At 60.9% G+C, this 24,419-nt stretch carries 21 protein-coding genes, 1 tRNA gene and 2 pseudogenes; 7 read left to right on the top strand and 17 right to left on the bottom strand.

What is annotated here, in order from left to right; genetic code table 11:
• Positions 1-10: 10 nt before the first annotated feature.
• The 9 genes and pseudogenes from tssB to APH34_RS20310 form a co-directional block, all read right to left on the bottom strand.
• Positions 11-514 carry a type VI secretion system contractile sheath small subunit gene (gene tssB, locus APH34_RS20345; protein WP_054902680.1) on the bottom strand — a complete coding sequence of 168 codons (504 nt, stop codon included), beginning with the start codon at positions 512-514 and terminating at the stop codon, positions 11-13.
• A 521-nt stretch (positions 515-1,035) separates the two neighbouring features.
• A pseudogene (locus tag APH34_RS29300) lies at positions 1,036-1,351 on the bottom strand (IS3 family transposase); the annotation flags it as partial.
• A gap of 372 nt (positions 1,352-1,723) precedes the next feature.
• Positions 1,724-1,799 (bottom strand) — tRNA-Gly (locus tag APH34_RS20340).
• A 63-nt stretch (positions 1,800-1,862) separates the two neighbouring features.
• The gene (gene pgsA / locus APH34_RS20335; RefSeq protein ID WP_054902679.1) at positions 1,863-2,423 is read right to left on the bottom strand and encodes a CDP-diacylglycerol--glycerol-3-phosphate 3-phosphatidyltransferase; all 561 of its coding nucleotides are present in this window, start codon (positions 2,421-2,423) and stop codon (positions 1,863-1,865) included.
• A gap of 33 nt (positions 2,424-2,456) precedes the next feature.
• The gene (gene uvrC / locus APH34_RS20330; RefSeq protein WP_054902678.1) at positions 2,457-4,280 is read right to left on the bottom strand and encodes an excinuclease ABC subunit UvrC; all 1,824 of its coding nucleotides are present in this window, start codon (positions 4,278-4,280) and stop codon (positions 2,457-2,459) included.
• 5 nt (positions 4,281-4,285) lie between these two features.
• Positions 4,286-4,924, bottom strand: a complete 639-nt coding sequence (gene uvrY / locus APH34_RS20325; RefSeq protein WP_054902677.1) for a UvrY/SirA/GacA family response regulator transcription factor — start codon at positions 4,922-4,924, stop codon at positions 4,286-4,288.
• Positions 4,925-4,987: 63 nt separating this feature from the next.
• A complete protein-coding gene (locus tag APH34_RS20320; protein WP_054902676.1) occupies positions 4,988-5,377 on the bottom strand; it encodes a helix-turn-helix domain-containing protein in 390 nt (129 codons plus the stop codon).
• 158 nt (positions 5,378-5,535) lie between these two features.
• Positions 5,536-5,967: a GNAT family N-acetyltransferase gene (locus APH34_RS20315; RefSeq protein WP_054902675.1), complete on the bottom strand. Its 432-nt coding sequence runs from the start codon at positions 5,965-5,967 to the stop codon at positions 5,536-5,538.
• Positions 5,957-6,343 carry a DUF488 domain-containing protein gene (locus tag APH34_RS20310; RefSeq protein WP_054902674.1) on the bottom strand — a complete coding sequence of 129 codons (387 nt, stop codon included), beginning with the start codon at positions 6,341-6,343 and terminating at the stop codon, positions 5,957-5,959. The genes APH34_RS20315 and APH34_RS20310 overlap by 11 nt, the downstream gene beginning before the upstream one ends.
• Positions 6,344-6,470: 127 nt before the next feature.
• On the opposite strand from APH34_RS20310, the gene APH34_RS20305 reads away from it, so the two are divergent.
• Positions 6,471-8,087 (top strand): inorganic phosphate transporter, encoded by a 1,617-nt coding sequence (locus APH34_RS20305; protein WP_054902673.1) that lies wholly within the window; start codon positions 6,471-6,473, stop codon positions 8,085-8,087.
• 47 nt (positions 8,088-8,134) lie between these two features.
• Here APH34_RS20305 and APH34_RS20300 read toward each other — a convergent pair whose 3' ends face one another.
• From APH34_RS20300 to APH34_RS20290, 3 genes are all read right to left on the bottom strand, one after another.
• Entirely contained in the window at positions 8,135-8,830 is a 696-nt protein-coding gene (locus APH34_RS20300; protein ID WP_054902672.1) for a glutathione S-transferase N-terminal domain-containing protein, read from the bottom strand.
• An 88-nt stretch (positions 8,831-8,918) separates the two neighbouring features.
• Positions 8,919-9,419: a PaaI family thioesterase gene (locus APH34_RS20295; RefSeq protein ID WP_054902671.1), complete on the bottom strand. Its 501-nt coding sequence runs from the start codon at positions 9,417-9,419 to the stop codon at positions 8,919-8,921.
• A gap of 109 nt (positions 9,420-9,528) precedes the next feature.
• Complete coding sequence (locus APH34_RS20290) at positions 9,529-10,911, bottom strand: amino acid permease (RefSeq protein WP_054902670.1); 1,383 nt, start codon at positions 10,909-10,911, stop codon at positions 9,529-9,531.
• A 253-nt stretch (positions 10,912-11,164) separates the two neighbouring features.
• On the opposite strand from APH34_RS20290, the gene gcvA reads away from it, so the two are divergent.
• Both gcvA and APH34_RS20280 read left to right on the top strand, forming a co-directional pair.
• The gene (gene gcvA / locus APH34_RS20285; RefSeq protein WP_054902669.1) at positions 11,165-12,061 is read left to right on the top strand and encodes a transcriptional regulator GcvA; all 897 of its coding nucleotides are present in this window, start codon (positions 11,165-11,167) and stop codon (positions 12,059-12,061) included.
• 132 nt (positions 12,062-12,193) lie between these two features.
• On the top strand, positions 12,194-13,438 hold the full coding sequence (locus APH34_RS20280; RefSeq protein WP_054902668.1) for an aspartate aminotransferase family protein: 1,245 nt from the start codon (positions 12,194-12,196) through the stop codon (positions 13,436-13,438).
• Positions 13,439-13,440: 2 nt separating this feature from the next.
• On the opposite strand, the gene APH34_RS20275 is transcribed toward APH34_RS20280, so the two are convergent.
• Positions 13,441-13,743, bottom strand: a complete 303-nt coding sequence (locus APH34_RS20275; protein WP_054902667.1) for a hypothetical protein — start codon at positions 13,741-13,743, stop codon at positions 13,441-13,443.
• 195 nt (positions 13,744-13,938) lie between these two features.
• Between APH34_RS20275 and APH34_RS20270 the strand changes: the two genes are divergently transcribed.
• Complete coding sequence (locus tag APH34_RS20270; RefSeq protein WP_054902666.1) at positions 13,939-14,364, top strand: hypothetical protein; 426 nt, start codon at positions 13,939-13,941, stop codon at positions 14,362-14,364.
• Between the two features lie 73 nt (positions 14,365-14,437).
• Positions 14,438-16,549, top strand: coding sequence for an elongation factor G (gene fusA, locus APH34_RS20265; RefSeq protein ID WP_054902665.1), 2,112 nt, complete (start codon positions 14,438-14,440; stop codon positions 16,547-16,549).
• Between the two features lie 32 nt (positions 16,550-16,581).
• Here the strand turns inward: fusA and APH34_RS20260 are convergent, their stop codons facing one another.
• The 3 genes from APH34_RS20260 to APH34_RS20250 form a co-directional block, all read right to left on the bottom strand.
• A complete protein-coding gene (locus APH34_RS20260; protein ID WP_054902664.1) occupies positions 16,582-18,024 on the bottom strand; it encodes a SulP family inorganic anion transporter in 1,443 nt (480 codons plus the stop codon).
• Positions 18,025-18,111: 87 nt separating this feature from the next.
• Positions 18,112-19,833 (bottom strand): S8/S53 family peptidase, encoded by a 1,722-nt coding sequence (locus tag APH34_RS20255; RefSeq protein WP_054902663.1) that lies wholly within the window; start codon positions 19,831-19,833, stop codon positions 18,112-18,114.
• Between the two features lie 52 nt (positions 19,834-19,885).
• Positions 19,886-21,061, bottom strand: coding sequence for a hypothetical protein (locus APH34_RS20250; RefSeq protein WP_054902662.1), 1,176 nt, complete (start codon positions 21,059-21,061; stop codon positions 19,886-19,888).
• Positions 21,062-21,202: 141 nt separating this feature from the next.
• On the opposite strand from APH34_RS20250, the gene APH34_RS20245 reads away from it, so the two are divergent.
• Complete coding sequence (locus APH34_RS20245; RefSeq protein ID WP_054902716.1) at positions 21,203-21,937, top strand: secretin N-terminal domain-containing protein; 735 nt, start codon at positions 21,203-21,205, stop codon at positions 21,935-21,937.
• Between the two features lie 493 nt (positions 21,938-22,430).
• Positions 22,431-23,756 carry an isocitrate lyase gene (aceA, locus tag APH34_RS20240; RefSeq protein WP_054902661.1) on the top strand — a complete coding sequence of 442 codons (1,326 nt, stop codon included), beginning with the start codon at positions 22,431-22,433 and terminating at the stop codon, positions 23,754-23,756.
• A gap of 124 nt (positions 23,757-23,880) precedes the next feature.
• Here the strand turns inward: aceA and APH34_RS20235 are convergent.
• A pseudogene (locus APH34_RS20235) lies at positions 23,881-24,111 on the bottom strand (DUF3077 domain-containing protein); the annotation flags it as partial.
• Positions 24,112-24,419: the final 308 nt, after the last annotated feature.

The following is a 24,419-nucleotide window of genomic DNA, read 5'->3' as shown; positions in this document are numbered from 1 at the left end:
TGATGGTTATCTAGCATTCGCCTTGCGGGGCAAGGGCAGCCAGTTCCTTGCGCAACTCGTCACTCAATGCCTCATCTTTGAGTATTCGCTCCAGTTCGGAACGAAACGTTGCGTTATCCAGAAGATTGGCTTTCAACTCACGCAGCAGGTTTCGCATCGCCAGCAATGCACGTAGTTGCGGTATCTGTCGAGCAACCTGCTCGGGCTCGAAATCCTTCATCCGCTGGAAACTCAACTCCACAGGCGTCTCACCCTCTTCATTGGCGAGCGTATCTTTGACAATCAGTTTCAGATTTGGCGAAAGCTCAGAGAGCACATTGTCGAAATTATTCTTGTCGATGTTGATCTTGCTTCGCTCGGACAGCGGACGCTGCTCCTTACCGTTGCTGTAGTCCCCCATGAGCATGAGTTTTAGCGGCAGCTCTACTTTGCGCTGAGCACCACCGGTGTGCAGATCAAGCTTGATATTAACGCGCGCCTTGGGCACCTCATTCTGAAAACTGTTTGAAGCCATAATTCCTCCTGAAAGCGGGCCTCGACGACAGAGACATCACCGACAACGATCTATTTCAATCCCATCGGCAAACGCAATGGGACTCACCTTATAGCCAGCAACGCGACACCCGAAATATTTCCCAACCAAACATGTACCATTTTTTTATTTTTCGCCACCCCCTGCACAAAACTAGGAAACTTCCTACAATCAACAGAAAAACCTTCGGCTGGGTGCCTGGCTGCAAAGGCCCAATGGGGTTACGCCAAATAGAAGCAACCAATGCACCAGCATTGCATTGATCCATATCAATGATATTTAACCAGCAGACTATGGGAGGCACCGATGCACAAACACCCAACAATTTAAATCATCAAACTCAAAACCAGAAACGTCCCACAGACGGAAGTAAAAAAACTGCCAATCTTTTCGGAATCTCAATAGTACATACGTTCTAGTAAAAGAATTAAAAATGCCCTGCCCCAGCTCTTTTTCCTGCACAACATGCAGGATCCTTCAAGTAGAGTCGTAGGACCTCTTACCTATGCAGAACCAGCGCACTGAATCGCCGCTGGTTTCCTAGCACTCTCCAAGCTCAGAAAATAGCGTTTCTCATACTCCACCGGCGATAGCTGCATAGCACTGTTGTGTCGGCGTTTAGGGAATAGACCATCTCGATGCAATCGAAAGTATTACTGAGGGCTTCATCACGCGCTGCGTAGATGTTTCATCGGATTCGCTCACGCTTCAAAAGCTGGAAAAGCTGGAAAAGCTCTCGGCTATGGCATTGTCATGGCCGTTTCCTCGCCGGCTCATGCTGCTGACCAAATTGTTGGCCCTCAGGAAGCTTTGCCAATTTGGATGTGGGTGTGGTGCTGGTGCCGGCGGTGGGTGCAGGGGTTGGTACCCTGCGCGAGCAGCCGTCACGCCGAGTGACAAGCCATCGCTATCGCCGAGGGTGTAGTCCTTGGCCTGGCGAGCGGTTGCATCTGAGAGTGCCATGTACGAGCTCCTGAACCTGAAATTCAGGGCTAGATGCTCGTAACGCTCAACGCGCCTCTCCAGCAACGAACCGCCACGGGGAAAATGCGGATTTCATGGACTAATTTCTAGACTAGGAAAGTCTGGATGCCCATGGATAGGAGTGGATTTGCCTGGAACGAAAAAAGACGCCGAAGCGTCTATTTTCAATGATTTACAGACTTCAATGGAACTCTGTAGATCGATATTTGGAGCGGGAAACGAGACTCGAACTCGCGACCCCGACCTTGGCAAGGTCGTGCTCTACCAACTGAGCTATTCCCGCGTCGTGATGGGTGCCATTCTAGCGATATCTAAAACGGCGTCAACCCCTTGATTCAAAAAAGTTTTATTTTTGTTCCGAGCCTTCGCGCAGGTGCGGCCAGGCAGCTAGCAGGTAATGCGCCATGGACCACAACGTAAGTGCGGCAGCCACCAGCAGCAACGCATAGCCCAGAATCACCCAGAAACTCACCACCGGTGGGTTGGCCAGCAGAATAACCAGCGCCAGCATCTGCGCGGCGGTTTTCCACTTGCCGAGGTTGGACACCGCCACGTGCGCCCTCGCCCCCAGTTCAGCCATCCATTCGCGCAGGGCCGAGACAACGATCTCACGGCCGATGATCACGGCGGCCGGCAGGGTTAGCCAGAAGTTGGCGTGCACCTGCACCAGCAGCACCAGCGCCACGGCCACCATCAGCTTGTCGGCCACAGGGTCGAGGAAGGCGCCGAACGGCGTGCTCTGCTGCAGACGACGCGCCAGGTAGCCGTCCAGCCAGTCGGTGGCGGCGGCGATGGCGAACACCGTGCTGGCGGCCATGTAGCTCCAGTGATAGGGCACATAGAACAGCAGGATGAAGATCGGGATGAGCAGGACGCGTAGAACGGTGAGCAAGTTTGGAATATTCATCGGTACGACTGGCTGCGGGTTGAGCCCGGCATTCTACTCGCTATGCAGGCTGGCATAAATCGACTCGGCAAGCTTTTTACTAATGCCGGGCGCTTTGGCGATTTCGTCGATACTGGCGCGGTTGAGCTCCTGCAGGCCGCCGAAATGTTTCAGCAGGTCGCGACGGCGCTTGGGCCCTACCCCGGCAACGTCTTCCAGGCTGGACACTCGCCGGGCCTTGCCACGCCGGGCGCGGTGGCCTGTGATGGCGAAGCGGTGAGCTTCGTCACGGATCTGCTGGATCAGGTGCAGCGCCGGATTGTCGCCCTTGAGGGTGAATTCGTGGGCCACATCGTTGAGGTACAGGGTTTCGAAACCGGCCTTGCGGGTCACACCCTTGGCCACGCCCAACAGGGTCAGATCAGTGAAGGCCAGCTCCTGCATCACTTCGCGGGCCATGTTCAACTGGCCTTTGCCGCCGTCGACCAACAGCACGTCGGGCAGTTTGCCCTCGCCGTCCTTGATGCGCCCGTAACGGCGTGTCAGGGCCTGGTGCATGGCGGCGTAGTCGTCACCGGCGGTCACGCCTTCGATGTTGAAGCGCCGGTAATCGGACTTGATCGGGCCTTCCGGGCCGAATACCACACAGCTGGCCACCGTGGCTTCACCGCTGGAATGGCTGATGTCGTAGCACTCCAGGCGCTGCGGCACTTCATCCAACCCGAGCACCTGGGCCAGGGCCTCGAAGCGCGCGGCCATGTGCTGGCGGTTGGCCAGGCGGGCGTTGAGCGCCTGCTCGGCATTGGTCACCGCCAGTTGCTGCCAGCGGGCGCGGGTGCCACGCACCCGGTGGCTGATGGTCAGCTCGCGGCCGCGCAGGGTCTGCAGCGCTTCGCTGATGGCGGCGAAGTCCTCGTGCACCACGTTGACGATCAGCTCGCCGGGCAGTTCGCGTTCGGCATTACCCAGGTAGTACTGGGACAGGAACGCGGCCATGACCTCGGCCACCTCTTCCTCGATACCCACCTGAGGGAAGAAGTTCTTGCTGCCCAGCACTCGCCCGCCACGCACGCTGATCAGGTGCACGCAGGCGCCACCGGGGTTGACGAAAGCGGCAACGACGTCGACGTCGCCAGACCCGCCCTCGATGTACTGCTGGTCCTGCACGCGCCGCAGCAAGGCGATCTGATCGCGCAGCTCGGCGGCTTTCTCGAAATTCAAGGCCATGGCGGCCTTTTCCATCTCGGCATTGAGCTCGTTGCCCAACTGCTGGCTGCGGCCCTCCAGGAACATTACCGAGTGGCGCACGTCCTCGGCGTATTCCTCGGCCTCGACCAGGCCGACGCACGGCCCCTTGCAACGCTTGATCTGGTATTGCAGGCATGGCCGGGTGCGGTTGGCGTAATAACTGTCCTCACACTGGCGCACCGAAAAGGCCTTCTGCAACAGGCTGAGGCTCTCGCGGATGGCGCCCGCGCTGGGGTAGGGTCCGAAGTAACGACCCTTGGCTTTCTTCGCACCACGGTGAATACCCAGGCGCGGGAATTGGCCATCGGACAGAAACACGTACGGGTAGGATTTATCGTCGCGCAACAAAATGTTGTACGGCGGTCGCCACTGCTTGATCAGGTTCTGCTCGAGCAGCAGGGCCTCGGTCTCGTTGGCAGTGATGGTGGTCTCGACCTGGGCGATACGGCCCACCAGCGCGGCAGTTTTTGGCGCCAGGCCGGTCTTGCGAAAATAGCTGGTCAGGCGCTTTTTGAGGTTCTTGGCCTTGCCCACATAGAGCAGCCGAGCCTCCGCGTCGAACATTCGGTAGACGCCCGGACGACCGCTGCAGGTCGCCAGGAACGCGCTGGCATCAAAGGTGTTTGACATGAGGGTTACAGGCTTGCGTCGACCATACCGTGGCGAACGGCCAGTAACGTCAGTTCGACGTCACTGGTAACCGAGAGTTTTTCGAAGATCCGATAACGGTAAGTATTGACGGTCTTGGGGGACAGGCACAACTTGTCAGAGATGATCTGCACTTTTTGGCAACCGACGATCATCAGGGCGATCTGGATTTCCCGCTCCGACAACGCGTCGAACGGTGAGCCTTGCGGCTGGAACGACTTCAGCGCCAACTGCTGGGCTATCTGTGGGCTGATGTAGCGCTGGCCGGCAAAGGCCAGGCGGATGGCCTGGACCATTTCATCCAGGCCCGCACCTTTGGTCAGGTAACCGGCGGCGCCGGCTTGCATCAGCCTTGTAGGAAACGGGTCGTCTTCGCACACAGTGACGGCGACCACTTTGGTATCAGGGTGGCTGCGCAGCAGCTTGCGGGTCGCCTCCAGGCCGCCGATCCCAGGCATCTTCACGTCCATCAGCACGACATCCGGCTTGAGCTCTCGGGCCAGCTTGAGTGCCGACTCGCCCGAATCCGCCTCACCCACCACCTGCAAGCCATCGATGTCGGCGAGCATGCGTGTAATACCGGTTCGTACCAGATCGTGATCGTCGACCACTAGGACCCTAATCAAGCAGACACCTCGTCAACACGGCGATTGGATCCCGCCACCTTAACAAAATTTTTCACGGCGGACCTAGCGCAAAACTTCCTTCAGAAATGGCTGACGCTCAAGCCGCTGGGGCCACAGGGCTTCCCGGCTACCGCCCTCACCCACCAGACGCCCCAACAAATGCCGAAAAGCCGCCTGATCGGCTGCCGACAAGCCCCGGAAAGCACCGAGCACGCCGGTTTCATCGGTGGTCAGGCTTTCCAGTGGCGCAGGCGTGCGCACACCGCTTAGCACATACAGGGCATCCACCCCCTTGGCCGCCAAGGCCGCCAGGTAGTCGACCCGCGGCGTACGCTCGCCACTTTCGTATTTACCCTGGGCATTGGGTTCGACACCGCCTATATCGCCGAATACGCGCTGGGTCATCCCCAACCGTTCACGCTCTTCCCTCAGGCGTGGACCGAGTCCATTCATGTGACGCTTCTCCTTGTTCCTTTATCGTCATCGGGTAATGCTCACAACCCTGTGAGCAATTGCAGACTCTACGGTCACTATGCCCATCGCTTGCAACCGTCGCAAGCCAGCATTGCGCCACTACCCGGCGGCCTGGCAGCTCTCAGCGCCAGTGCGGCTCACCCAACGGCCCGCTGCATCCGTACGAAACACCCATCCTCACCCATTTCCACAAAACCGTGGCGCAAGTAGAGCTGCCGCGCCGGGTTGCTCTTGAATACCATCAGCCGCAGTAACGGCAACCGCCGCTGCGCTGCCCAGCCGACCAATTGTTCCAGTACCAGGCTACCCGCCCCTTGCCCGCGATGCTCGGGCAACAGGTGCAGCTCGCGGATGAACAACGCCTGGCGATCCTGGCTGAGGCTGCAGTAGCCCAACACGCGTTCGCCATCCACCACCAACCATTGCTCACGCCAGCCCCACGCCTGGTCGAATGCGTCCTCGACCCACAACAGGTCGAACTGCCGGTAATAGGGCAGCATGGCGCGACGCGTCAGGTCGCGGGCAAAGCTGCAGTGGGCATCGCTGGCGGGGGTCAGCTCAATGGGCATAACACACCGGCGAACTGCCCGGCCCGCGCCGCTCCAACTCATCCTTAAGCCAAGCGGCCAGCACCTGAGCGTTGTTGTGCTCGGTATCCTGGCCGGCAAAAAGGAGGGTCAGGTCACCCTTGGCCGCCAGGTCCAGCAACGGATACCAGTGCTCGGGGTGCGCCGCCAGCTCCAGGTGGTAGCGTTGGGTAAAGGTGGCGAAATCCACCTCGCCCTGGTGAAACGCCTTGCGCAAATCGGTTGACGGCGCCACTTCGCGCAACCACTGGCCATGCAGGGCTTCCCTACGAAGATTACGTGGCCACAGCCTGTCGACCAGCACGCGCTGGCCATCCTCCTTTTCGACTGCGCCATAGACGCGCTTGCAGCGGATCATGGGATTCTCCTGCTATGACCACCTGTCTTGAGCCTAGGTAATTCATTGATCGAGGTCACGTACCGGTAACCAATTGTTTCTATTCTCATAGCCTTCGGCCCCTTTGCCCGACGCCACCGGAGCCCCCATGGCAACCCCATCACTGGCCAGCCAGCCGCACCTGGCTCAACGCGATGCCCGCCCCCAGCTAACCCACAAACCGGGGCGCGCCACGCTCTTGCTGTTCTTCGGCCTGCTCATGGTCGGCCTCGCCTATACCGCCTGGAGTCTCAAGCAGGACGTCAGCGCCAGCGGCACGGTGATCACCACGGTCACGCCGTTTCTGCTGCTGGGCCTGGCACTGTTGATTGCTCTTGGTTTCGAGTTCGTCAATGGCTTCCACGATACCGCCAATGCCGTGGCCACGGTGATCTACACCCATTCATTACCGGCACCAGTGGCCGTGGTGTGGTCGGGGTTGTGCAATTTTCTGGGTGTGCTGCTTTCCAGCGGCGCGGTGGCGTTCGGCATCATCGCGTTGCTGCCGGTAGAGCTGATTCTGCAAGTGGGCTCGACGGCAGGCTTCGCCATGGTTTTCGCGTTGCTGCTGGCTGCGATTATCTGGAACCTGGGCACCTGGTGGTTAGGCCTGCCGGCGTCCTCGTCGCATACGCTGATTGGCTCAATCATCGGCGTTGGTGTGGCCAACGCACTGATGCACGGACGTGACGGTACCAGTGGAGTGGATTGGGGCCAAGCCAGCAAGGTCGGCTACGCCCTGCTGTTCTCGCCACTGATCGGCTTTGCCTGTGCGGCCTTGTTGCTGCTGGCCCTGCGTGCGCTGGTCAAGCGCAAGGAGCTGTACCAGGCCCCCGAAGGCCAGACACCGCCGCCCTGGTGGATCCGCGGCGTGTTGATCCTGACCTGCACCGGCGTCTCATTCGCCCATGGCTCCAACGACGGGCAAAAGGGCATGGGCCTGATCATGCTGATTCTGGTGGGCACCCTGCCGATGGCCTATGCGCTGAACAAAACCATGCCCAGCGAACAGGCACTGCAGTTCTCCGCCGTCGCCGAGGTAACCCGCCAGGCGCTGGTGCGCAGCAACCCGCAGCCAACCCCGGCAGACCCGCGACAGGTACTGACCACGTTCATCACCGAACCCAAGGCCAACCCTCAACTGGTACCCGCACTCGCCGCCCTGACCGGCATGATCGGCGAGGAGGTGAAAGGTTACGGGTCACTCAAACGTGTACCTGCCGAAGCCATGGCCAACGTGCGCAATGACATGTACCTGACCAGCGAAGCCATCCGCCTGATCGAGAAAAACCAGCTGGTAGCCTTCGACGCCGACACCCGCAGCCATGTGCAACTGTTCAAGACGCAACTGGACGACGCCACCCGCTACATCCCGCTGTGGGTCAAGGTCGCCGTGGCCATCGCCTTGGGCCTGGGCACCATGGTCGGTTGGCGGCGTATCGTGGTCACGGTCGGCGAGAAGATCGGCAAGACGCACTTGAGCTATGCCCAGGGCGCATCGGCAGAGGTGGTTGCAATGTGTACCATCGGTGCCGCGGATATGTTCGGGCTGCCCGTTTCGACGACCCATGTGCTGAGCTCAGGGGTAGCTGGCACCATGGTCGCCAACGGCTCGGGCATCCAGAGACGCACGTTGATCAACCTGCTGATGGCATGGGTACTGACCTTGCCAGCGGCAATGCTGTTGGCCGGGTGCCTTTACTGGCTGTTGACCCACGTGTTCTGAATGGAAACGGCCTGGCTCACCGACGACAGGGGCCAGGCCTGCCAACATCACGCGGGGACTTTCAGGCCGCGCTGTACCGCTGGCCGCTCAAGGAAGGTGGCCAGCACCCGTTGCACGTCCTTGAATGCGTCGAACCCCACCAGGTCACGGGCGTTGTAGCGCTCCACCAGGTTGCGCACCCAGGGGAAGATGGCGATGTCGGCGATGCTGTACTCATCGACCATCCACTCGCGCCCCTGCAGATGCCGGTCGAGCACACCCAGCAAGCGTTTCGATTCGTTGACGTAACGGTCCCGTGGGCGCTTGTCTTCGTATTCCTTGCCTGCGAAGAAATGGAAGAACCCGACCTGGCCGAACATCGGCCCGATGCCGCCCATCTGGAACATCAGCCACTGAAGGGTCTGGTAACGGGTTGCCGGATCCTGGCTGAGCAACTGCCCGCTCTTTTCCGCCAGGTACTGCAGGATCGCCCCAGACTCGAACAGCGGTAACGGCTTGCCGCCAGGGCCGTTGGGGTCGAGGATCGCCGGGATCTTGTTGTTGGCGCTAAGGGAGATGAACTCGGGGCTCAGCTGGTCATCGGTGTCGAAGCTGACCTTGTGCGGCTCGTACGCCAGGCCGATCTCCTCCAGCATGATCGATACCTTCACGCCGTTGGGCGTGGGCAAGGAGTACAGCTGCAGGCGCTCGGGGTGTTGCGCGGGCCATTTGCGGGTGATGGGGAATGCGCTGAGATCGGTCATGGTCAACCTGTGCCAGGGGATTGGGCCTATCACTGTAGTGCCATCCCGTTTGGCTGACCATCACCTGTACGTCATTCGTTCGTTGCCCTCAGCTCGCTTGGCCATGCGCCCTCAGCTTGAGCTGCTCGGTGTCGACACGCACGAACACCGAGTCGGCGCTGACAGTCAGCACATCACCGGCCCATACCTCGCACAGCACGCGGGTCTTGCGCCCTACTTCGCCTTCGATTCGTGCCTTGAGCAACAGCTCCACGCCCATGGGGGTGGGCTTTAGATAGTTCAGGCCAAGGCTGCCGGTAACGCAATCGATGCGTGGCAGGCTGCCAGGTTCGCGTCCCTCGGCACGGTAGTGGTGGGCCATTGCAGTCCAGTTGGAATGGCAGTCGACCAACATCGCCAGCAAACCGCCATAGACCAGCCCTGGCCAGCCGATGAAGGTACTGTCGGGCGTGTGCCGGCACAGTAGGTGGACACCTTCGGCGTCCCAGTAGCTTTGCAGGTGCAGGCCGCTGGGATGGGCGCAGCCGCAGCCGTAGCAGGTGCCTTCGGGGGCCGCCAGGGCCTGAAGAGAGAGAGCTTGATCGTTCATGCGCTTCCTGTGCTTGTTGGAATGGGAAGGGATGCAAGCTGCGAGGGTAGCGCCCAGGTTTGGCGACGCCAATGAAAATGTCGGGGGCGCACAGTGCGCCCCCGTTTGTTCAAGCGGTCTGTGCGAGCGTCTTGCCGCGCCGCTGGGTCAGCGAAACCAGCAGAATGAACGCGGTCACCCCGGCGGTCATCAGCGTCTCGTAACGGTAGGCGTCACTGAACAACATGTAGCCCAGCACCATCACGATGGTGCCGATCACCAGCCAGGTCAGCCAAGGGAACAGCCACATTTTCAGCTCCAGCGGGCGGCCTTCTCGGTCGGCACGGGCACGCATGCGCAACTGCGAAACGGCAATCACCAAGTACACCAGCAAGGCGATCGCGCCAGTGGTGGACAGCAGGAAGCCAAACACCTTGCCTGGGAAGACATAGTTGACGAAGCAACCGGCAAAGCCTGCCAAGGTCGAAAGAATGACTGCCACGGTGGGTACGCCAGCTCCGGAGATACGCTTGGTCATGCTCAGCGCCTGGCCCCGTGCACCCAGGGAATACAGCATCCGCGAGGCGGTGTAGAGGCCGGAGTTCATGCAACTGGTGACGGCCACCAGGACCACCAGGTCGACCAGCAGTTTGGCGCCTGGCACGTTGAGCACTTCCAGCACGCGCTGGAACGAGCCCACGGCCTTCAGCCCCGGGTCGTTCCAGGCGACCAGGGACACCACGAGGAAGATCGAGGCCAGATAGAAGATCGCAATACGGTACACCACCAGGTTGGTCGCACGGCGGATCTTGTCTTTCGGGTTGGCGGTCTCGTCGGCAGCAATGGTGACGATCTCGGCCCCGAAGAACGAGAAGATGGTGATCAGCACACCGCCAAGTACAGTGCCAAAGCCATTGGGCATGAACCCGCCGTTCTCCCACAGGCGGCTGACACCGGACACCTCTGCCAGCGGCCAGAAGCCGAACACCGCCAGGCTGCAGACCACGATGAAGGCGATGATGGCAATTACCTTGATCAGGGCAAACCAATACTCGAACGCACCAAAGTTCTTCACGCTCACCAGGTTGGTGCCCGACAGCACGATCATGATCAAAAAGGCGAACAGCCAGGACGGCACGCCTGGGAAATAGGCATGCAGGATATCGGCGCCAGCGATGGCTTCGACCGGAATGATCAATACCCAGAACCACCAGTACAGCCAGCCAATGGTAAAGCCGGCCCATGGGCCGATCGCCTCGGAGGCGTAGGTGGAAAACGACCCGCTGTTGGGGTTGGCAATGGCCATTTCACCCAACATGCGCATGACCAGCAACACCAGCAGGCCGGTCATGGCGTAGGAGATGAGAATGGCCGGGCCAGCCGTGGCAATGGCGTTGGATGAGCCAATGAACAGGCCGGCACCAATGATGCCCGCAATGGAAATCATCGACACCTGACGGGACGTCAGACCGTGCTGCAGGGAACGCTGTTTCTTGTTTTCTAGCGAAGCCATGGAGAACCCTCGAATGGGTCGGCCGCCGCTGGGACGGCTGAAAGTTGGAGCAGAATTCTTGTAGGTCGTGTTGCGCGTTGTTGTTCTTGTTAAGTCGCCGGCCGTGCAGTTCCCTCCTCTTCGCATCACCGGTTGTAATCGTTGATACAGGTCAGTATTAATCTATAGGGCGAGGTCAACAAACGACCTTTTCGAAGCACATGATTCCTATCAGGAATGAACTTCTTCCTTTTTTGCTCGGTATGCCGCTGCCATGTCCAAACGCTTGATGCCCTCGACCACCGCCCTGCAGTGCTTCGAAGCCGCCGCCCGCCACCTGAGCTTCACCCGCGCGGCGCAGGAGCTGCACCTGACCCAGAGCGCCGTGAGCAAACAGGTCGCGCAGCTTGAGGAGATGCTCTCGCACTCGCTGTTCCAGCGTATTCGTCGGCGCCTGCACCTGACCCCAGCGGGTGCGCTTTACCTGACCGAGGTGAACAAGATCCTCACCCAGATCGACATTTCCAGCCGCTACATCCTCAGCTACGGCGACGAAACCGAGGTGCTGCGCATCGCCACCCAGCCAACCTTCGGCGCGCGCTGGCTGGTACCCAGGCTCAAGGGGTTCGGTGACCGCTACCCGCGCATTCACCTGGACATCCGTAACGAACTGGAGCCGTTCGACCTGGTGCAGGCCAAGGCTGACATCGCCTTTTTCTTCGGCCAGGGCACCTGGCCGGGCGCCACCTGCATCGAACTGTTCAGCGAGGAAGTGGTACCTGTGTGCGCGCCGCAATTGCTGGCCCAACACCGTTTCGATAGCGCCGAAACGCTCACCGAGCACCGCCTGCTGCAGTGCGCCTCTCGGCCGGAAGCCTGGCACGAGTGGTTTCTGGGGCTCGGGTTGCACAGCCAGAACAGCTACCACGGGCCACGGTTCGATACCTTCTACTTGTGCATCCGTGCCGCCATCGCCGGGTGTGGCATCGCCCTGATTCCGCGGTACCTGGTGGCCGAAGAGCTGAGCGAGGGCAAGCTGGTAGTGGCCTGGGACCACCCGGTGGCGAGTAATGGCCGGCATTTCATCGCCCATGCCGAACATGCGGCAGAGGTGCCCAAGATCAGGGCCTTCGTGCAGTGGATTCGTGAGCGGGTGGCCGAGGGGAGCTGAGCGCCGCTCTCGAAGTGGCCCTCAGCGCATGTTCGAGAATCCATGGAATGATCGCAATCGAATAATTCGTTTGCGGAACACCACTTCGGCGCGCTTCGATAATAAGAAAATCGAACAAGGTCCGCGTGCCCCATGAACCAGGAAAGTATCAGCCAGTCCATCGCCATCGTTCATCCGATCACACTTTCCCATGGCCGCAATGCCGAAGTCTGGGACACCGACGGCAAACGTTATATCGACTTCGTCGGCGGTATCGGCGTACTCAATTTGGGCCATTGCAACCCGGCAGTGGTCGAGGCGATTCAGGCTCAAGCCACACGCCTGACCCACTATGCTTTCAATGCGGCCCCTCACGGCCCGTACCTGGAATTGATGGAGCGCCTGAGTGCGTTCGTACCGGTCAGCTACCCCGTGGCCGGCATGCTCACCAACAGTGGCGCCGAAGCGGCAGAGAACGCCTTGAAAGTTGCCCGCGGCGCCACTGGCAAGCGTGCCATCATCGCCTTCGATGGCGGCTTCCATGGCCGTACCCTGGCAACCCTGAACCTCAACGGCAAGGTGGCCCCCTACAAGCAACGGGTAGGTGAATTGCCAGGCCCGGTGTACCACCTGCCCTACCCCAGCGCCGACACCGGTGTCACCTGCGAACAAGCCCTCAAGGCGATGGACCGCCTGTTCAGCGTCGAGCTGGCAGTAGAGGATGTGGCTGCCTTCATCTTCGAGCCAGTGCAAGGCGAAGGCGGCTTTCTCGCCCTCGACCCGGCGTTCGCCCAGGCACTGCGCCGCTTCTGCGACGAACGCGGCATCCTGATCATCATCGACGAGATTCAGTCCGGCTTCGGCCGCACCGGCCAGCGCTTCGCCTTCCCACGCCTGGGCATCGAACCAGACCTGCTGCTGCTGGCCAAGAGCATCGCCGGCGGCATGCCGTTGGGGGCGGTGGTGGGGCGACAGGACCTGATGGCGGCGCTGCCCAAAGGCGGCCTGGGCGGCACCTATTCAGGCAACCCAATTGCCTGTGCGGCGGCGCTGGCCAGCCTGGCGCAAATGAGCGATGAAAACCTCGCCACCTGGGGCGAGCGCCAGGCGCAGGCAATCGTCAGCCGTGTCGAGCGCTGGAAAGCTCAGTACCCGTTTATCGGGCGCCTGACCGGTGTCGGTGCGATGCGCGGCATCGAGTTCGTCAATACTGACGGCAGCCCGGCACCTGCGTATCTGGCCAAGGTGCTGGAAGCTGCGCGGAACAAGGGCTTGTTGCTGATGCCTAGCGGCAAGGCGCGGCACATCATTCGGCTGCTGGCACCCTTGACCATAGAGGCCGAGGTGCTCGAAGAAGGCCTGGACCTCCTCGAGCAGTGCCTGGCAGCGCTGAACTGAGGTTAAAGGCCCAATTCATCAGGGGTGAGCATGTCGGACTCGAACGCGATCCAGCCGCCTTCCAGTTCGGCATGGCCATTGACGATCGGGCCGTAGTAGGTCAGGCCGTTCTCCAGCGTGACGCAAATGTGCGTGGCCGACTTCTCCGGGGCTGCGAGCGTACCGACGAAATGCACCTTCTTCAGTGTTTCGGTTACCGCTTCAAGACCTACGCGCATGCTCGGGTTTTCCGAGGCCTCGGTGTCGCCCCCACGGTCTTCGGCGCTGATGGTCACGGTGGCGGTGTACGGGTACTTGGTGCTCAAGCGAGATTACCTCGGTATCAGATGTAGGCTTGCGGGCGCGTAGAGTACGGCAGCGGCGCTCGGTTGTCTCTACCGGCCTCCTCGCCGGCAAGCCGACCGTCAGGCCGTGCCTGCAGGTGGAGAACCACATGGCCTCCCCCGCCTTGATCTGTTAGGGTGCCCGCCGATGCACGCCACACCACACGAGGACACCGAGTGAGCGCCGAAGAACCCCTGATCGCCGACCTGTTCGAGGTCGACAAACGCCTGACCCTCAAGCCCGTCGTGGACTTCAACAGTTACCTGCGCAATGCCTTCGGCGAAGGCCCGTGCCGCTGCCACCGCTGCGCCGAAGGTGGCGACGAGAGCACCTACAGCCACGCCCACAGCTTCACGTTCGATGGCCGCCAGTGGCACCGCCGGTTCGCCAGCACCGCTGGCAGCGATGTGGCACAGGTGCTGAAAAAAGCCTGGTTGTCGTACACCAAGACCGACCTGAACCTGGTCGGCGCGCTGGACCTGACCACCCTCAAGACCTTCACCGAAGCCACTCTGCACGAGCGCCTGCTGGCCCTGCTGCCCGCCAGCGGCCTGGCCCGCGAAGTGGATGGCCAGTGGATGCTGCAGGCCCTGGCCGACTGACAGCCCGGCGGTACAGCAGGATTCTCCCGGTCTGCTAACGTGGGAGAATCCGCTCATCCACAGGTAGTCCGCCATGGCCCGTACAACGCCCATCGAGCTGTACCGCAACATCGGCATCGTTGCTCATGTGGATGCCGGCAAGACCACGACCACCGAGCGCATCCTGTTCTATACCGGGGTCAACCACAAGATGGGCGAGGTCCACGATGGCGCTGCGACCATGGACTGGATGGCGCAGGAACAGGAACGCGGCATCACCATCACCTCTGCAGCCACCACAGCCTTCTGGCAGGGCTCGACCAAGCAGTTCGCCAACAAATACCGCTTCAACATCATCGACACCCCCGGCCACGTCGACTTCACCATCGAAGTGGAGCGTTCGCTGCGCGTGCTCGACGGCGCTGTGGTGGTATTCAGCGGCGCCGACGGCGTCGAGCCGCAATCGGAGACCGTCTGGCGCCAGGCCAACAAATACCATGTGCCGCGCCTGGCCTATATCAACAAGATGGACCGTCAGGGCGCCGACTTCCTGCGCGTGGTCAAACAGATCGATAAGCGCCTGGGGCACCACCCGGTGCCCATCCAGCTGGCGATCGGCAGCGAAGAAAACTTCATTGGCCAGATCGACCTGGTGAAGATGAAAGCCATCTACTGGAATGATGCCGACCACGGCACCACCTACCGCGAAGAAGAGATCCCTGCACAGCTCAAGGCACTGGCTGACGAATGGCGCGCGCACATGATCGAAGCTGCAGCGGAAGCCAACGACGAACTGACCTTGAAGTTCCTCGATGGCGAGGAACTGAGCATCGACGAGATCAAGGCCGCCCTGCGCCAGCGCACCATTGCCAACGAAATCGTGCCGACCATCCTGGGTTCGTCATTCAAGAACAAGGGCGTACCGCTGATGCTCGATGCGGTGATCGACTACCTGCCCGCCCCATCGGAAATCCCGCCCATCAAAGGTACCCACCCGGACGACGACGCCAAACACCTGGAACGCCATGCCGACGACAACGAACCGTTCTCGGCACTGGCCTTCAAGATTGCCACCGACCCGTTCGTCGGCACACTGACCTTCGCCCGGGTGTATTCCGGCGTACTGAGCTCCGGCCATGCGGTGCTCAACTCGGTGAAAGGCAAGAAAGAGCGCATCGGCCGCATGGTACAAATGCATGCCAACCAGCGCGCCGAGATCAAGGACGTGTGCGCCGGCGACATCGCTGCCCTGATCGGCATGAAGGACGTGACGACTGGCGACACCCTGTGCGACATCGACAAACCGATCATCCTCGAACGCATGGACTTCCCCGACCCGGTGATTTCCGTTGCTGTGGAGCCCAAGACCAAGGCCGACCAGGAGAAAATGGGCATCGCCCTGGGCAAGCTGGCCCAGGAAGACCCTTCGTTCCGCGTGCGTACCGACGAGGAGACTGGCCAAACCATCATCTCGGGCATGGGGGAGCTGCACCTGGACATCATCGTCGATCGAATGCGGCGCGAGTTCAATGTCGAGGCCAACATCGGCAAGCCGCAAGTGGCCTACCGCGAGAAGATCCGCAACACCTGCGAAATCGAAGGCCGCTTCGTTCGCCAGTCGGGTGGGCGCGGCCAGTACGGCCATTGCTGGATACGCTTTGCGCCGGGTGACGAGGGCAAGGAGGGCCTGGAGTTCATCAACGAAATCGTCGGTGGCGTAGTGCCGCGTGAGTACATCCCGGCCATCCAGAAAGGCATCGAGGAGCAGATGAAGAACGGCGTGTTGGCCGGCTACCCGCTGATCAGCCTGAAGGCGGCCGTGTTCGACGGCTCCTACCATGACGTCGACTCCAACGAGATGGCCTACAAGATCGCCGCTTCCATGGCCACCAAGCAGTTGTCACACAAAGGCGGTGCGGTGCTGCTGGAGCCGGTGATGAAGGTCGAAGTGGTCACGCCCGAGGAGTACCAGGGCGACATCATGGGTGACCTCAGCCGGCGCCGCGGGATGATCCAGGACGGCGACGAGACACCCGCCGGCAAGGTGATCCGCGCCGAAGTGCCGTTGGGTGAGATGTTCGGCTATGCCACCTCGATGCGCTCGATGACCCAGGGGCGGGCCAGCTACACCATGGAGTTCATACGTTATGCCGAAGCGCCGGCGAGCATTGCCGATGGCATCGTGAAGAAAAATCGCGGGGAATGATTCCTTCGCCCGCGAAACAGAGGGTCACGCGCTCAGTGCTGTTCGCCGGCTCGCTTCAGCAGCGTCTTGCACCGCTCTGAAAGATGTACCACGCGCAGCTGCTTGCCGGCCTTGGCATACCGCTCACGCAAGGTTTTCAACGCGGCAACCGCCGAGTAATCGACGAAGCTCAAGTGCTGGCAGTGCAGAACGACCTTGGCCGGGTCATTGGCGGGGTCGAACTGGTTCAGAAACGGTGTGGTCGAGGCAAAGAACAGCGTGCCGTGCACTTGGTAATGCCGGGTGCCCTCCCCGTCTTCATAGCGGTCGGCATAGAGCTCCCGCGCATGCTGCCAGGCGAAATTCACCGCAGCGATGATGATGCCGAACAGCACGGCAGTGGCAAGATCGGTGAACACTGTCACCACCGTGACAGCAATGATCGCCAGCACATCGCTCACCGGCACCTTGTGCAGAACCCGCAAGGAGGCCCAGGCGAACGTCTGCTGAGCTACCACGAACATCACCCCCACCAGCGCCGCCAGGGGAATACGCTCGATCAGCGGCGACAGGAACAGCACGAACAACAGGATCATCACCCCCGCAACCACGCCCGAGAGCCGGCCACGGCCATTGGAACTGAGGTTGATCACGGTCTGGCCGATCATCGCGCAACCGCCCATACCACCGCACAGGCCCGATACCATGTTGGCCGCGCCCAGGGCCACACATTCACGGTCCGGGTAGCCGCGGCTCTCGGTGATTTCATCGGTGAGGTTGAGGGTCAGCAGGGTTTCCAGCAGACCGACCATCGCCATCAACAGCGCATAGGGGGCGATGATCTTCAGGGTCTCCAGGTTCCATGGCACATCGGGCAGGGCCAGGTGCGGCAGGCCCCCGGCGATGTGCGCCATGTCACCGAGGGTGCGCGTTGGCAAGCCAAGCAGGTACACCAACAGGCCCACGCCCAGAATGGCCACCAGTGCCGGCGGCACCGCGCGCGTGAGCTTCGGCAGGCCATAGACCACGAGCATTGTCAGCGCCACCAGGCCCACCATCAGGTACAGCGGCGCGCCGCTGAGCCAGTGCCCGGCGTCCTTGAAATGTTCCAGCTGGGCCAGGGCGATGACGATCGCCAACCCGTTCACAAAGCCGAGCATCACCGGGTAGGGCACCAGGCGCACCAGCTTGCCCAGGCGCAGCACCCCGAAGAGGATCATTACCACCCCGCCCAGCAGCACCGTTGCCAGCAGGTATTGCGCGCCGTGTTGCACCACCAGGGCGACAATCACCACCGCCATCGAGCCAGCGGCGCCAGAAATCATGCCTGGGCGTCCACCAAACAGTGCAGTCAGGGTGCAGATGATGAAGGCGCCATACAAACCCATCAGCGGGTTGAGGTGGGCCACCAGCGCGAAGGCGATGCACTCGGGCACCAGGGCGAACGAAGTGGTGAGGCCGGCGAGCACGTCGGCGCGGAGTCGGGCGAGTTTCATGAAGGTCCTGTGATACGGCCCGGGCGGCCGGTACTAAAGCAATCGAGGGGCGCGATGTTACGGAATTTGTCAAACAGCAGCCACCGCTTAGCGCACCCGATCACGGCTCTGTACCGCCAGGTCCAGCGCCCGTTGCATGTCCAGCCGTGCCGAGCGTCCCAGGTCTGGATGGTTGAGCGTGGCATCGCGCTCGGAGGGCAGAATAGGCGCAGTCAGGTCCTCGGCATCCATGGCTTCGAAGTCCTGTTCATGGCCCAGCGTCAAGGCACTGCGCCGCAGTAGCATGCGCACCTGTTCCGGGGTCAGGGCTGGGTTGATCGAGAGCATCGCTGCCACCGTCGCTGTTACCAGGGGCGTGGCATAAGACGTGCCGCAGTGCGCCTCACTCGAAGCCGCAGGGCGGATACAGGCAGCGGCGCTGACATCGACGCGCCTGTCGATATTGGAGCTGTGCCGCTTGCGCACATGCTCGGGGCTTTCCACCGCCACGGCCTTGTCGCCACGTTGGTGGCCGCCGACCACCAGCAGCTGTTCGGTGACGAACGACGAAGGCAGGCGGTATTCGTCGGTGCCGGACCATGACGCACCATTGCCCGCCGAATTGACCACCACGACGTCCGGGTGCTTGGCGCGTAGCCACAGGAAGAACTCCTCGAGCAGCTCTTCGTAGCCATTCATGGCCAAACCCGACCTCACCAGCGAATCCACCTCGTCGCCCTGGATGTTACGCGCGCCAGTACGGTGGATCCCCCAGCTCCAGTTGAGCACCCGCACACCATCCTCCACCAGGTTGACCGACGCAGCGATGTTGGCAGTGATGCCGGCATCCGAGTTGCGCTCGACGATCACCTCGAACCCTGGACTGGGCTGGCCCAGGCCGGACAGGAAGCCACCGGCAACGCCTTCCCCTTGCGCAGCCAGAATGCCGGCCACATGTGTGCCATGGCTTTCGGCGCTGCCGCCATCGCGCGCATAGAGGCACGCCCGGCCCTGTTCGCAGCCGCCGCGATAGCCCTTGAATGCCGGCGCATCGAAATCCACTTCCCGTTCGATGACACCCACGCGAACGGGCTGTACAGGCACCTTCGACGCCGGAATGTGCCGCTGGTAGAAATACAATGCATCGATGAAGCGGTTGGCAGCCCATTCGTCTGCCTGGTCAATGACCTGGGTGCTACGCGCGCCCCCCTCCTCACCGCGCTCGGGTGCAGACTCTTCGACAATGACCGCATCGACACTGACTTCAGCCCCCATACGCAGGATCATCGCATCGCGCTGTACCAGATCCGTCACGGGCAGGCGCAACTGATAGACATTCAGTGCAGGGATCGCACCCACGACCTTGGCGCCATACTTGTCGGCTATACGCCCTGCTTCTTCAAGGCCGTCGTGCTTTTCTTCGATCAGCAGGCTGACCAGGTCAAGGTAGGTGGTCAGGCCGTCCATGTTTCTTGCCACCTCGCGCGGGCCCGCGGCTACCACATGGCTGCGCTGTCGGGTAAGCCAGACCGGGTTGCTGGTTCGGCCATCGGTTTCGAGCCACAACGGCGCGCTCCGTTGCTCGGCTCGCTGTAGCGTGAACCGCAGCGTGTCCCCCTGCCTTTCGATGCCATTCTGCGCAAGGCGGTGACCGCCCAGCCAAAGCGCCGGCATGCGTGGTCCCAGGCCCTCGCTGCGCAGGCACCACTGCTGGCTGCCATCGCCGAGCAGGTCGCCGCAACGCTGCAACGCCTTGATGCGCAGCGTATCCTCGGCCGATTGGACAGGCGCCCCCAACAGGCAACACAGCAAGATGATGTAACGCTTCATGCGATCGACCCCGTGTCTACTGTGGTTGCGACTACCGGGGTAAATCAAAGGTTCACCTGTTGCTGGCAGCGGCGCCCTGGCGCGTCAGCCATTGAGCCATCGCCACATCCTCCAGGGCGTACTCACCGCGATTGGCCTTCCACACCAACTCCTTATCGCGCAAGGCATCCAGCGCTTTTTGCACATTGGGCGTAGTGGCATTGGCCGTCGCGCCGGTCTGCTCCAACTTACGGTTGACCTGGGTAAACGTTTGTTCAGTGAAGGGAGAGAACGCCCGCTTGCCGAGTGCGCATTCGGCCATGACTGCCAGTACCGCCTGTTGCAAGTCGGAAAGCGCGTTCCAGGCGCTTTCGTAGTCGCTCCAGACCCCGGCCTGATGGTTCAGCGCGCCGGTACGCAAAAGCTCGCCCAGGTTGCCCGCTTCGCCCAGGCCGATGCTCACCTCGGTGAGTAGCTTGCCGAGCATTTCCGGGCGCCTGCCGACCCGCTCGAAGGCGTATTCCAGGTCCTCTGCCTTGAACTGATTGCTGGCCGCCAAGCGACCGTTCCACGTGCGGGTGACGAACTCGACGAAGTCCAGCCCCAGCAGCGGAAACGGTGTGATGCTGGCTCCGTAGAACGGCTGCTTACTTTTGAGCACCAGATTGGCCAGTTTGTCACGGCTGGAGCCGGTGAAGACCAGGCGCAGGCCGTCAGGACGGTCGCCACGGTTGAGCTGGTCCCGCGCAGCCTTGAGCGCGAACATGGCATTGAGCCCGCCCTCGCTGTTCAAGGCATGCTGCGCCTCGTCGACCACCAGCACCACCATCTGCCCGGACACTTGATGCAGCACCGTCAGGGCCTGGGCCAGTGTGGTACCGGCGGGAAGTTGGGGCCGGGTGAAATCCCAACTCAGGGTGCGTAGCAGATTGATTTTATCGATACCGGCCTTCTTCGCGGTCCGGGTCAAGGCGCTTTCAAAACTGGCCAGGGCTGTGCCGATGGCACCGCTGATCAACTGCGCAGGGTCGGTATCACGGTCAGACCAGAGGTCGACATAGACCGGCAGCCAACCACGCCGCACGCATTCAGGAATGAAATCGTTGTTGAGGAAGGTGCTTTTGCCTGTACGGCGCGGTGCGGCGAGGAACATGCCAGAGCTGTAGTCGACAAACGATTCGCCGGCCAGGTCCCGGGCCAGCGCTTGTGCCAATTGTTCGCGGCGAAAGATTGGGCGGGAAGGCTGCATGCCATTATCCTTAATTATCACTGTTACTATAGTTTATAGCTTAAAAAATAAATTCAGAATAAATGACAGGCTTTGATGTGTGCCCGGCACAATGCCCACAATTTTGCCATCATGTGGGTTCCACCTGCGGAGATCATGGACATGCCGCTACGCCCCTTTTTCGCCTCGCTGCTGCTGGCAGCGAGCCTGACTACCCACGCTGCCACCGAAGTGCTGCCGCTACAACACCGCAGCAGCGCCGAACTGTTGCCCGCCGCTCAATCGCTCATCGGCAAGGACGGCAGTGTCAGCGCCTTTGAGAACAAACTGATCGTAAACGCCAGCCCCGAGCGCATTGACGACCTGCGCGCGCTGCTGCAGCAATTGGACACAGCACCCAAGCGCCTGCTGATCAGCGTCGATAACACCGACAGCAACTACCAGGACAACCGGGGCAATGCGCGCATCATTCAGTACGGCACCAGTAACCGTGACGGCGGCCTGCAACAGGTCCAGGCCAGCGAGGGTCAGCCAGCGCTGATTCAGGTGGGCCAGAGTATCCCTGTCACCAGCAGCAGCACCGACGGTTACGGACGCATCCAGAGCAACACCGAATACCGCAACGTGACCCAAGGTTTCTATGTAACGCCCAGCCTGAGCGGTGAGACTGTTCGTCTGCAAATCAGCACCAATAATGGCCGAATGAGCCAGGAACGTGCTGATGTAGTGAAAGTGCAAAGCACCGACACAACGGTCACGGGCAAGCTTGGGGAGTGGATCACGCTGGCGGGTTTCAACCAGCAGAGCCAGGCTGACCGCAACGCGTCAACCCTCACATACAGCACTCAACGGGGGGAAAACATGACTTTGCGTGTCAAAGTCGACCTGATTGACTGATCCCAGGTAATTCAAGGCCTCGACCAAAGGCCTTGAAACTGACCAGCAAGTCGCATTAGACCAAAGATGTAGTAAGCGAAAAAAACCACTACAAAACATTTGACAGGCACTTTTTCCCAAGGGCATGATGGCCTCGCTCCCGCTAATCAGGGGCCCTGGCAAGGGCCTTCGAGATGCACTCCTCCCACCCTTGGAGGCACCTCGTGTCTATACAGCCCACAAGGCGGTTCGACGGGATTGCGACTGCAACGAAGAAGTTGTCCCGAGGGACGGAAGCGCATCACCGCAGTACTGGCAATCGCGTAGCACCGCAGCAAGGCAACCACGAGCCGACCTGCCGACGCACACCTTCGCCTGGCCTGCTCTCCCTTCCCCTTCGAGCCTTCGCGTTCGCCGCCGCTTATCCCCTGAACAAGACAGCCGCCACACCCCTGATTCGCTTCGTGAGCATCAGCACAATTACCCCAAGATCGATGCGACGAGGTTTATTTCCATGGCACTGACACGCGAACAGCAAATTGCAGCCCTCGAGAAAGACTGGGCCGAGAACCCGCGCTGGAAAGGCGTGACCCGTACCTACACCGCCGCCGATGTCGTTCGCCTGCGTGGTTCCCTGCAGCCGGAGCACACCCTGGCCCGTCAGGGTGCAGAAAAACTGTGGAGGCTGGTCACCCAAGGTGCCCACCCGTCCTTCCGCCCTGAAAAAGATTTCGTCAACTGCATGGGCGCCCTCACCGGCGGCCAGGCAGTGCAGCAGGTCAAAGCCGGCATCCAGGCCATCTACCTGTCCGGCTGGCAAGTCGCCGCCGACAACAACTCGGCCGAGTCGATGTACCCTGACCAGTCGCTGTACCCAGTGGACTCGGTACCGACCGTGGTCAAGCGCATCAACAACTCGTTCCGTCGCGCCGACCAGATCCAGTGGAAAGCGGGCAAGAACCCAGGCGACGAGGGCTACATCGACTACTTCGCGCCGATCGTGGCTGACGCCGAAGCTGGTTTCGGTGGCGTGCTGAACGCCTACGAACTGATGAAGAACATGATCGAAGCAGGCGCTGCCGGCGTGCACTTCGAAGACCAGCTGGCCTCGGTGAAAAAATGCGGCCACATGGGTGGCAAGGTCCTGGTACCAACCCAGGAAGCTGTACAGAAGCTGGTGGCCGCGCGCCTGGCGGCTGACGTCTCGGGCGTGCCAACGATCATCCTGGCCCGTACCGACGCAAACGCCGCCGACCTGCTGACCAGCGACTGCGACCCGTATGACCAGCCATTCGTGATTGGCGAACGCACCCGCGAAGGCTTCTACAAGGTCCGCGCCGGCCTCGACCAGGCTATCGCTCGCGGCCTGGCCTATGCGCCATACGCCGACTTGATCTGGTGCGAAACCGCCAAGCCCGACCTGGACGAAGCCCGCCGCTTCGCCGAGGCGATCAAGAAGGAATATCCGGACCAGATCCTGTCCTACAACTGCTCGCCTTCCTTCAACTGGAAGAAGAACCTGGACGATGCCACCATCGCCAAGTTCCAGCGCGAACTGTCGGCCATGGGCTACAAGCACCAGTTCATCACCCTGGCGGGTATCCACAACATGTGGCACGGCATGTTCAACCTGGCGCACGACTACGCCCGCAACGACATGACCGCCTACGTGAAGCTGCAGGAGCAGGAATTCGCCGACGCCAGCAAGGGCTACACCTTCGTGGCACACCAGCAGGAGGTGGGCACTGGCTACTTCGACGACATGACCACCGTGATCCAGGGTGGCGCTTCGTCGGTGACCGCGCTGACCGGCTCGACCGAGGAAGAGCAGTTCCACTGATAGCGGCTTGCCGCTGAAGAAAGGCCCAAGGCTGCGAAAGCCCTGGGCCTTTCTTTTTGCCGATACCAGACCGGCTAGAAATGCACGGAACCTGTAGGAGGTGATCGTGCAGGCCTGCGGTATGTCAGTGCTTCATGCCAAGCTCTGCATCATCCATCAGTGCCTTGGCCATCGCGCTCAGGTAGTGAGCGGCCCAGATCATCATCGGTTTCTCGTCCATCAGGCCGATGATGGTCAGCTCACGGACATAGCCCATCACATCCGACGACTGCTCGCGGGCGTCCCGACAAGGAATGCCTGGCTCGATGCGGAACAGTGGATGGGTGCCGTTTTCGCCCTGATAGAAAGTGGTCTTCTGTGATCATTTGTCTGTTCCCCTGATAAGTCTCGACTGCCAGGACAGGCCCTTTCGCGGGTAAACCCGCTCCCACAGTTACTGTGCAAGTCTTGGAGCCCGTGGTGATCCTGTGGGAGCGGGTTTACCCGCGAAGAGGCCCATCCAGGCGATACATCGCTCAAGCCTTAGTGCAACGGCCGAGGTTCAGCGGGTATCTGCACCTGAATCAATGGCGACTCAAGCAAAGCCCGTAGCGCCTCCAACTCATGCATCGAGGTCATCATTTTAAATCCGACATTTCAGGTGTTCTGCGCCCGATAGCATCA

This window comes from Pseudomonas sp. NBRC 111131, assembly GCF_001320525.1.
Classification (GTDB): Bacteria; Pseudomonadota; Gammaproteobacteria; order Pseudomonadales; family Pseudomonadaceae; genus Aquipseudomonas; species Aquipseudomonas ceruminis.
The sequence above is the reverse complement of the archived record's forward strand: the minus strand, read 5'-3'. Positions and strand labels throughout refer to the sequence as shown.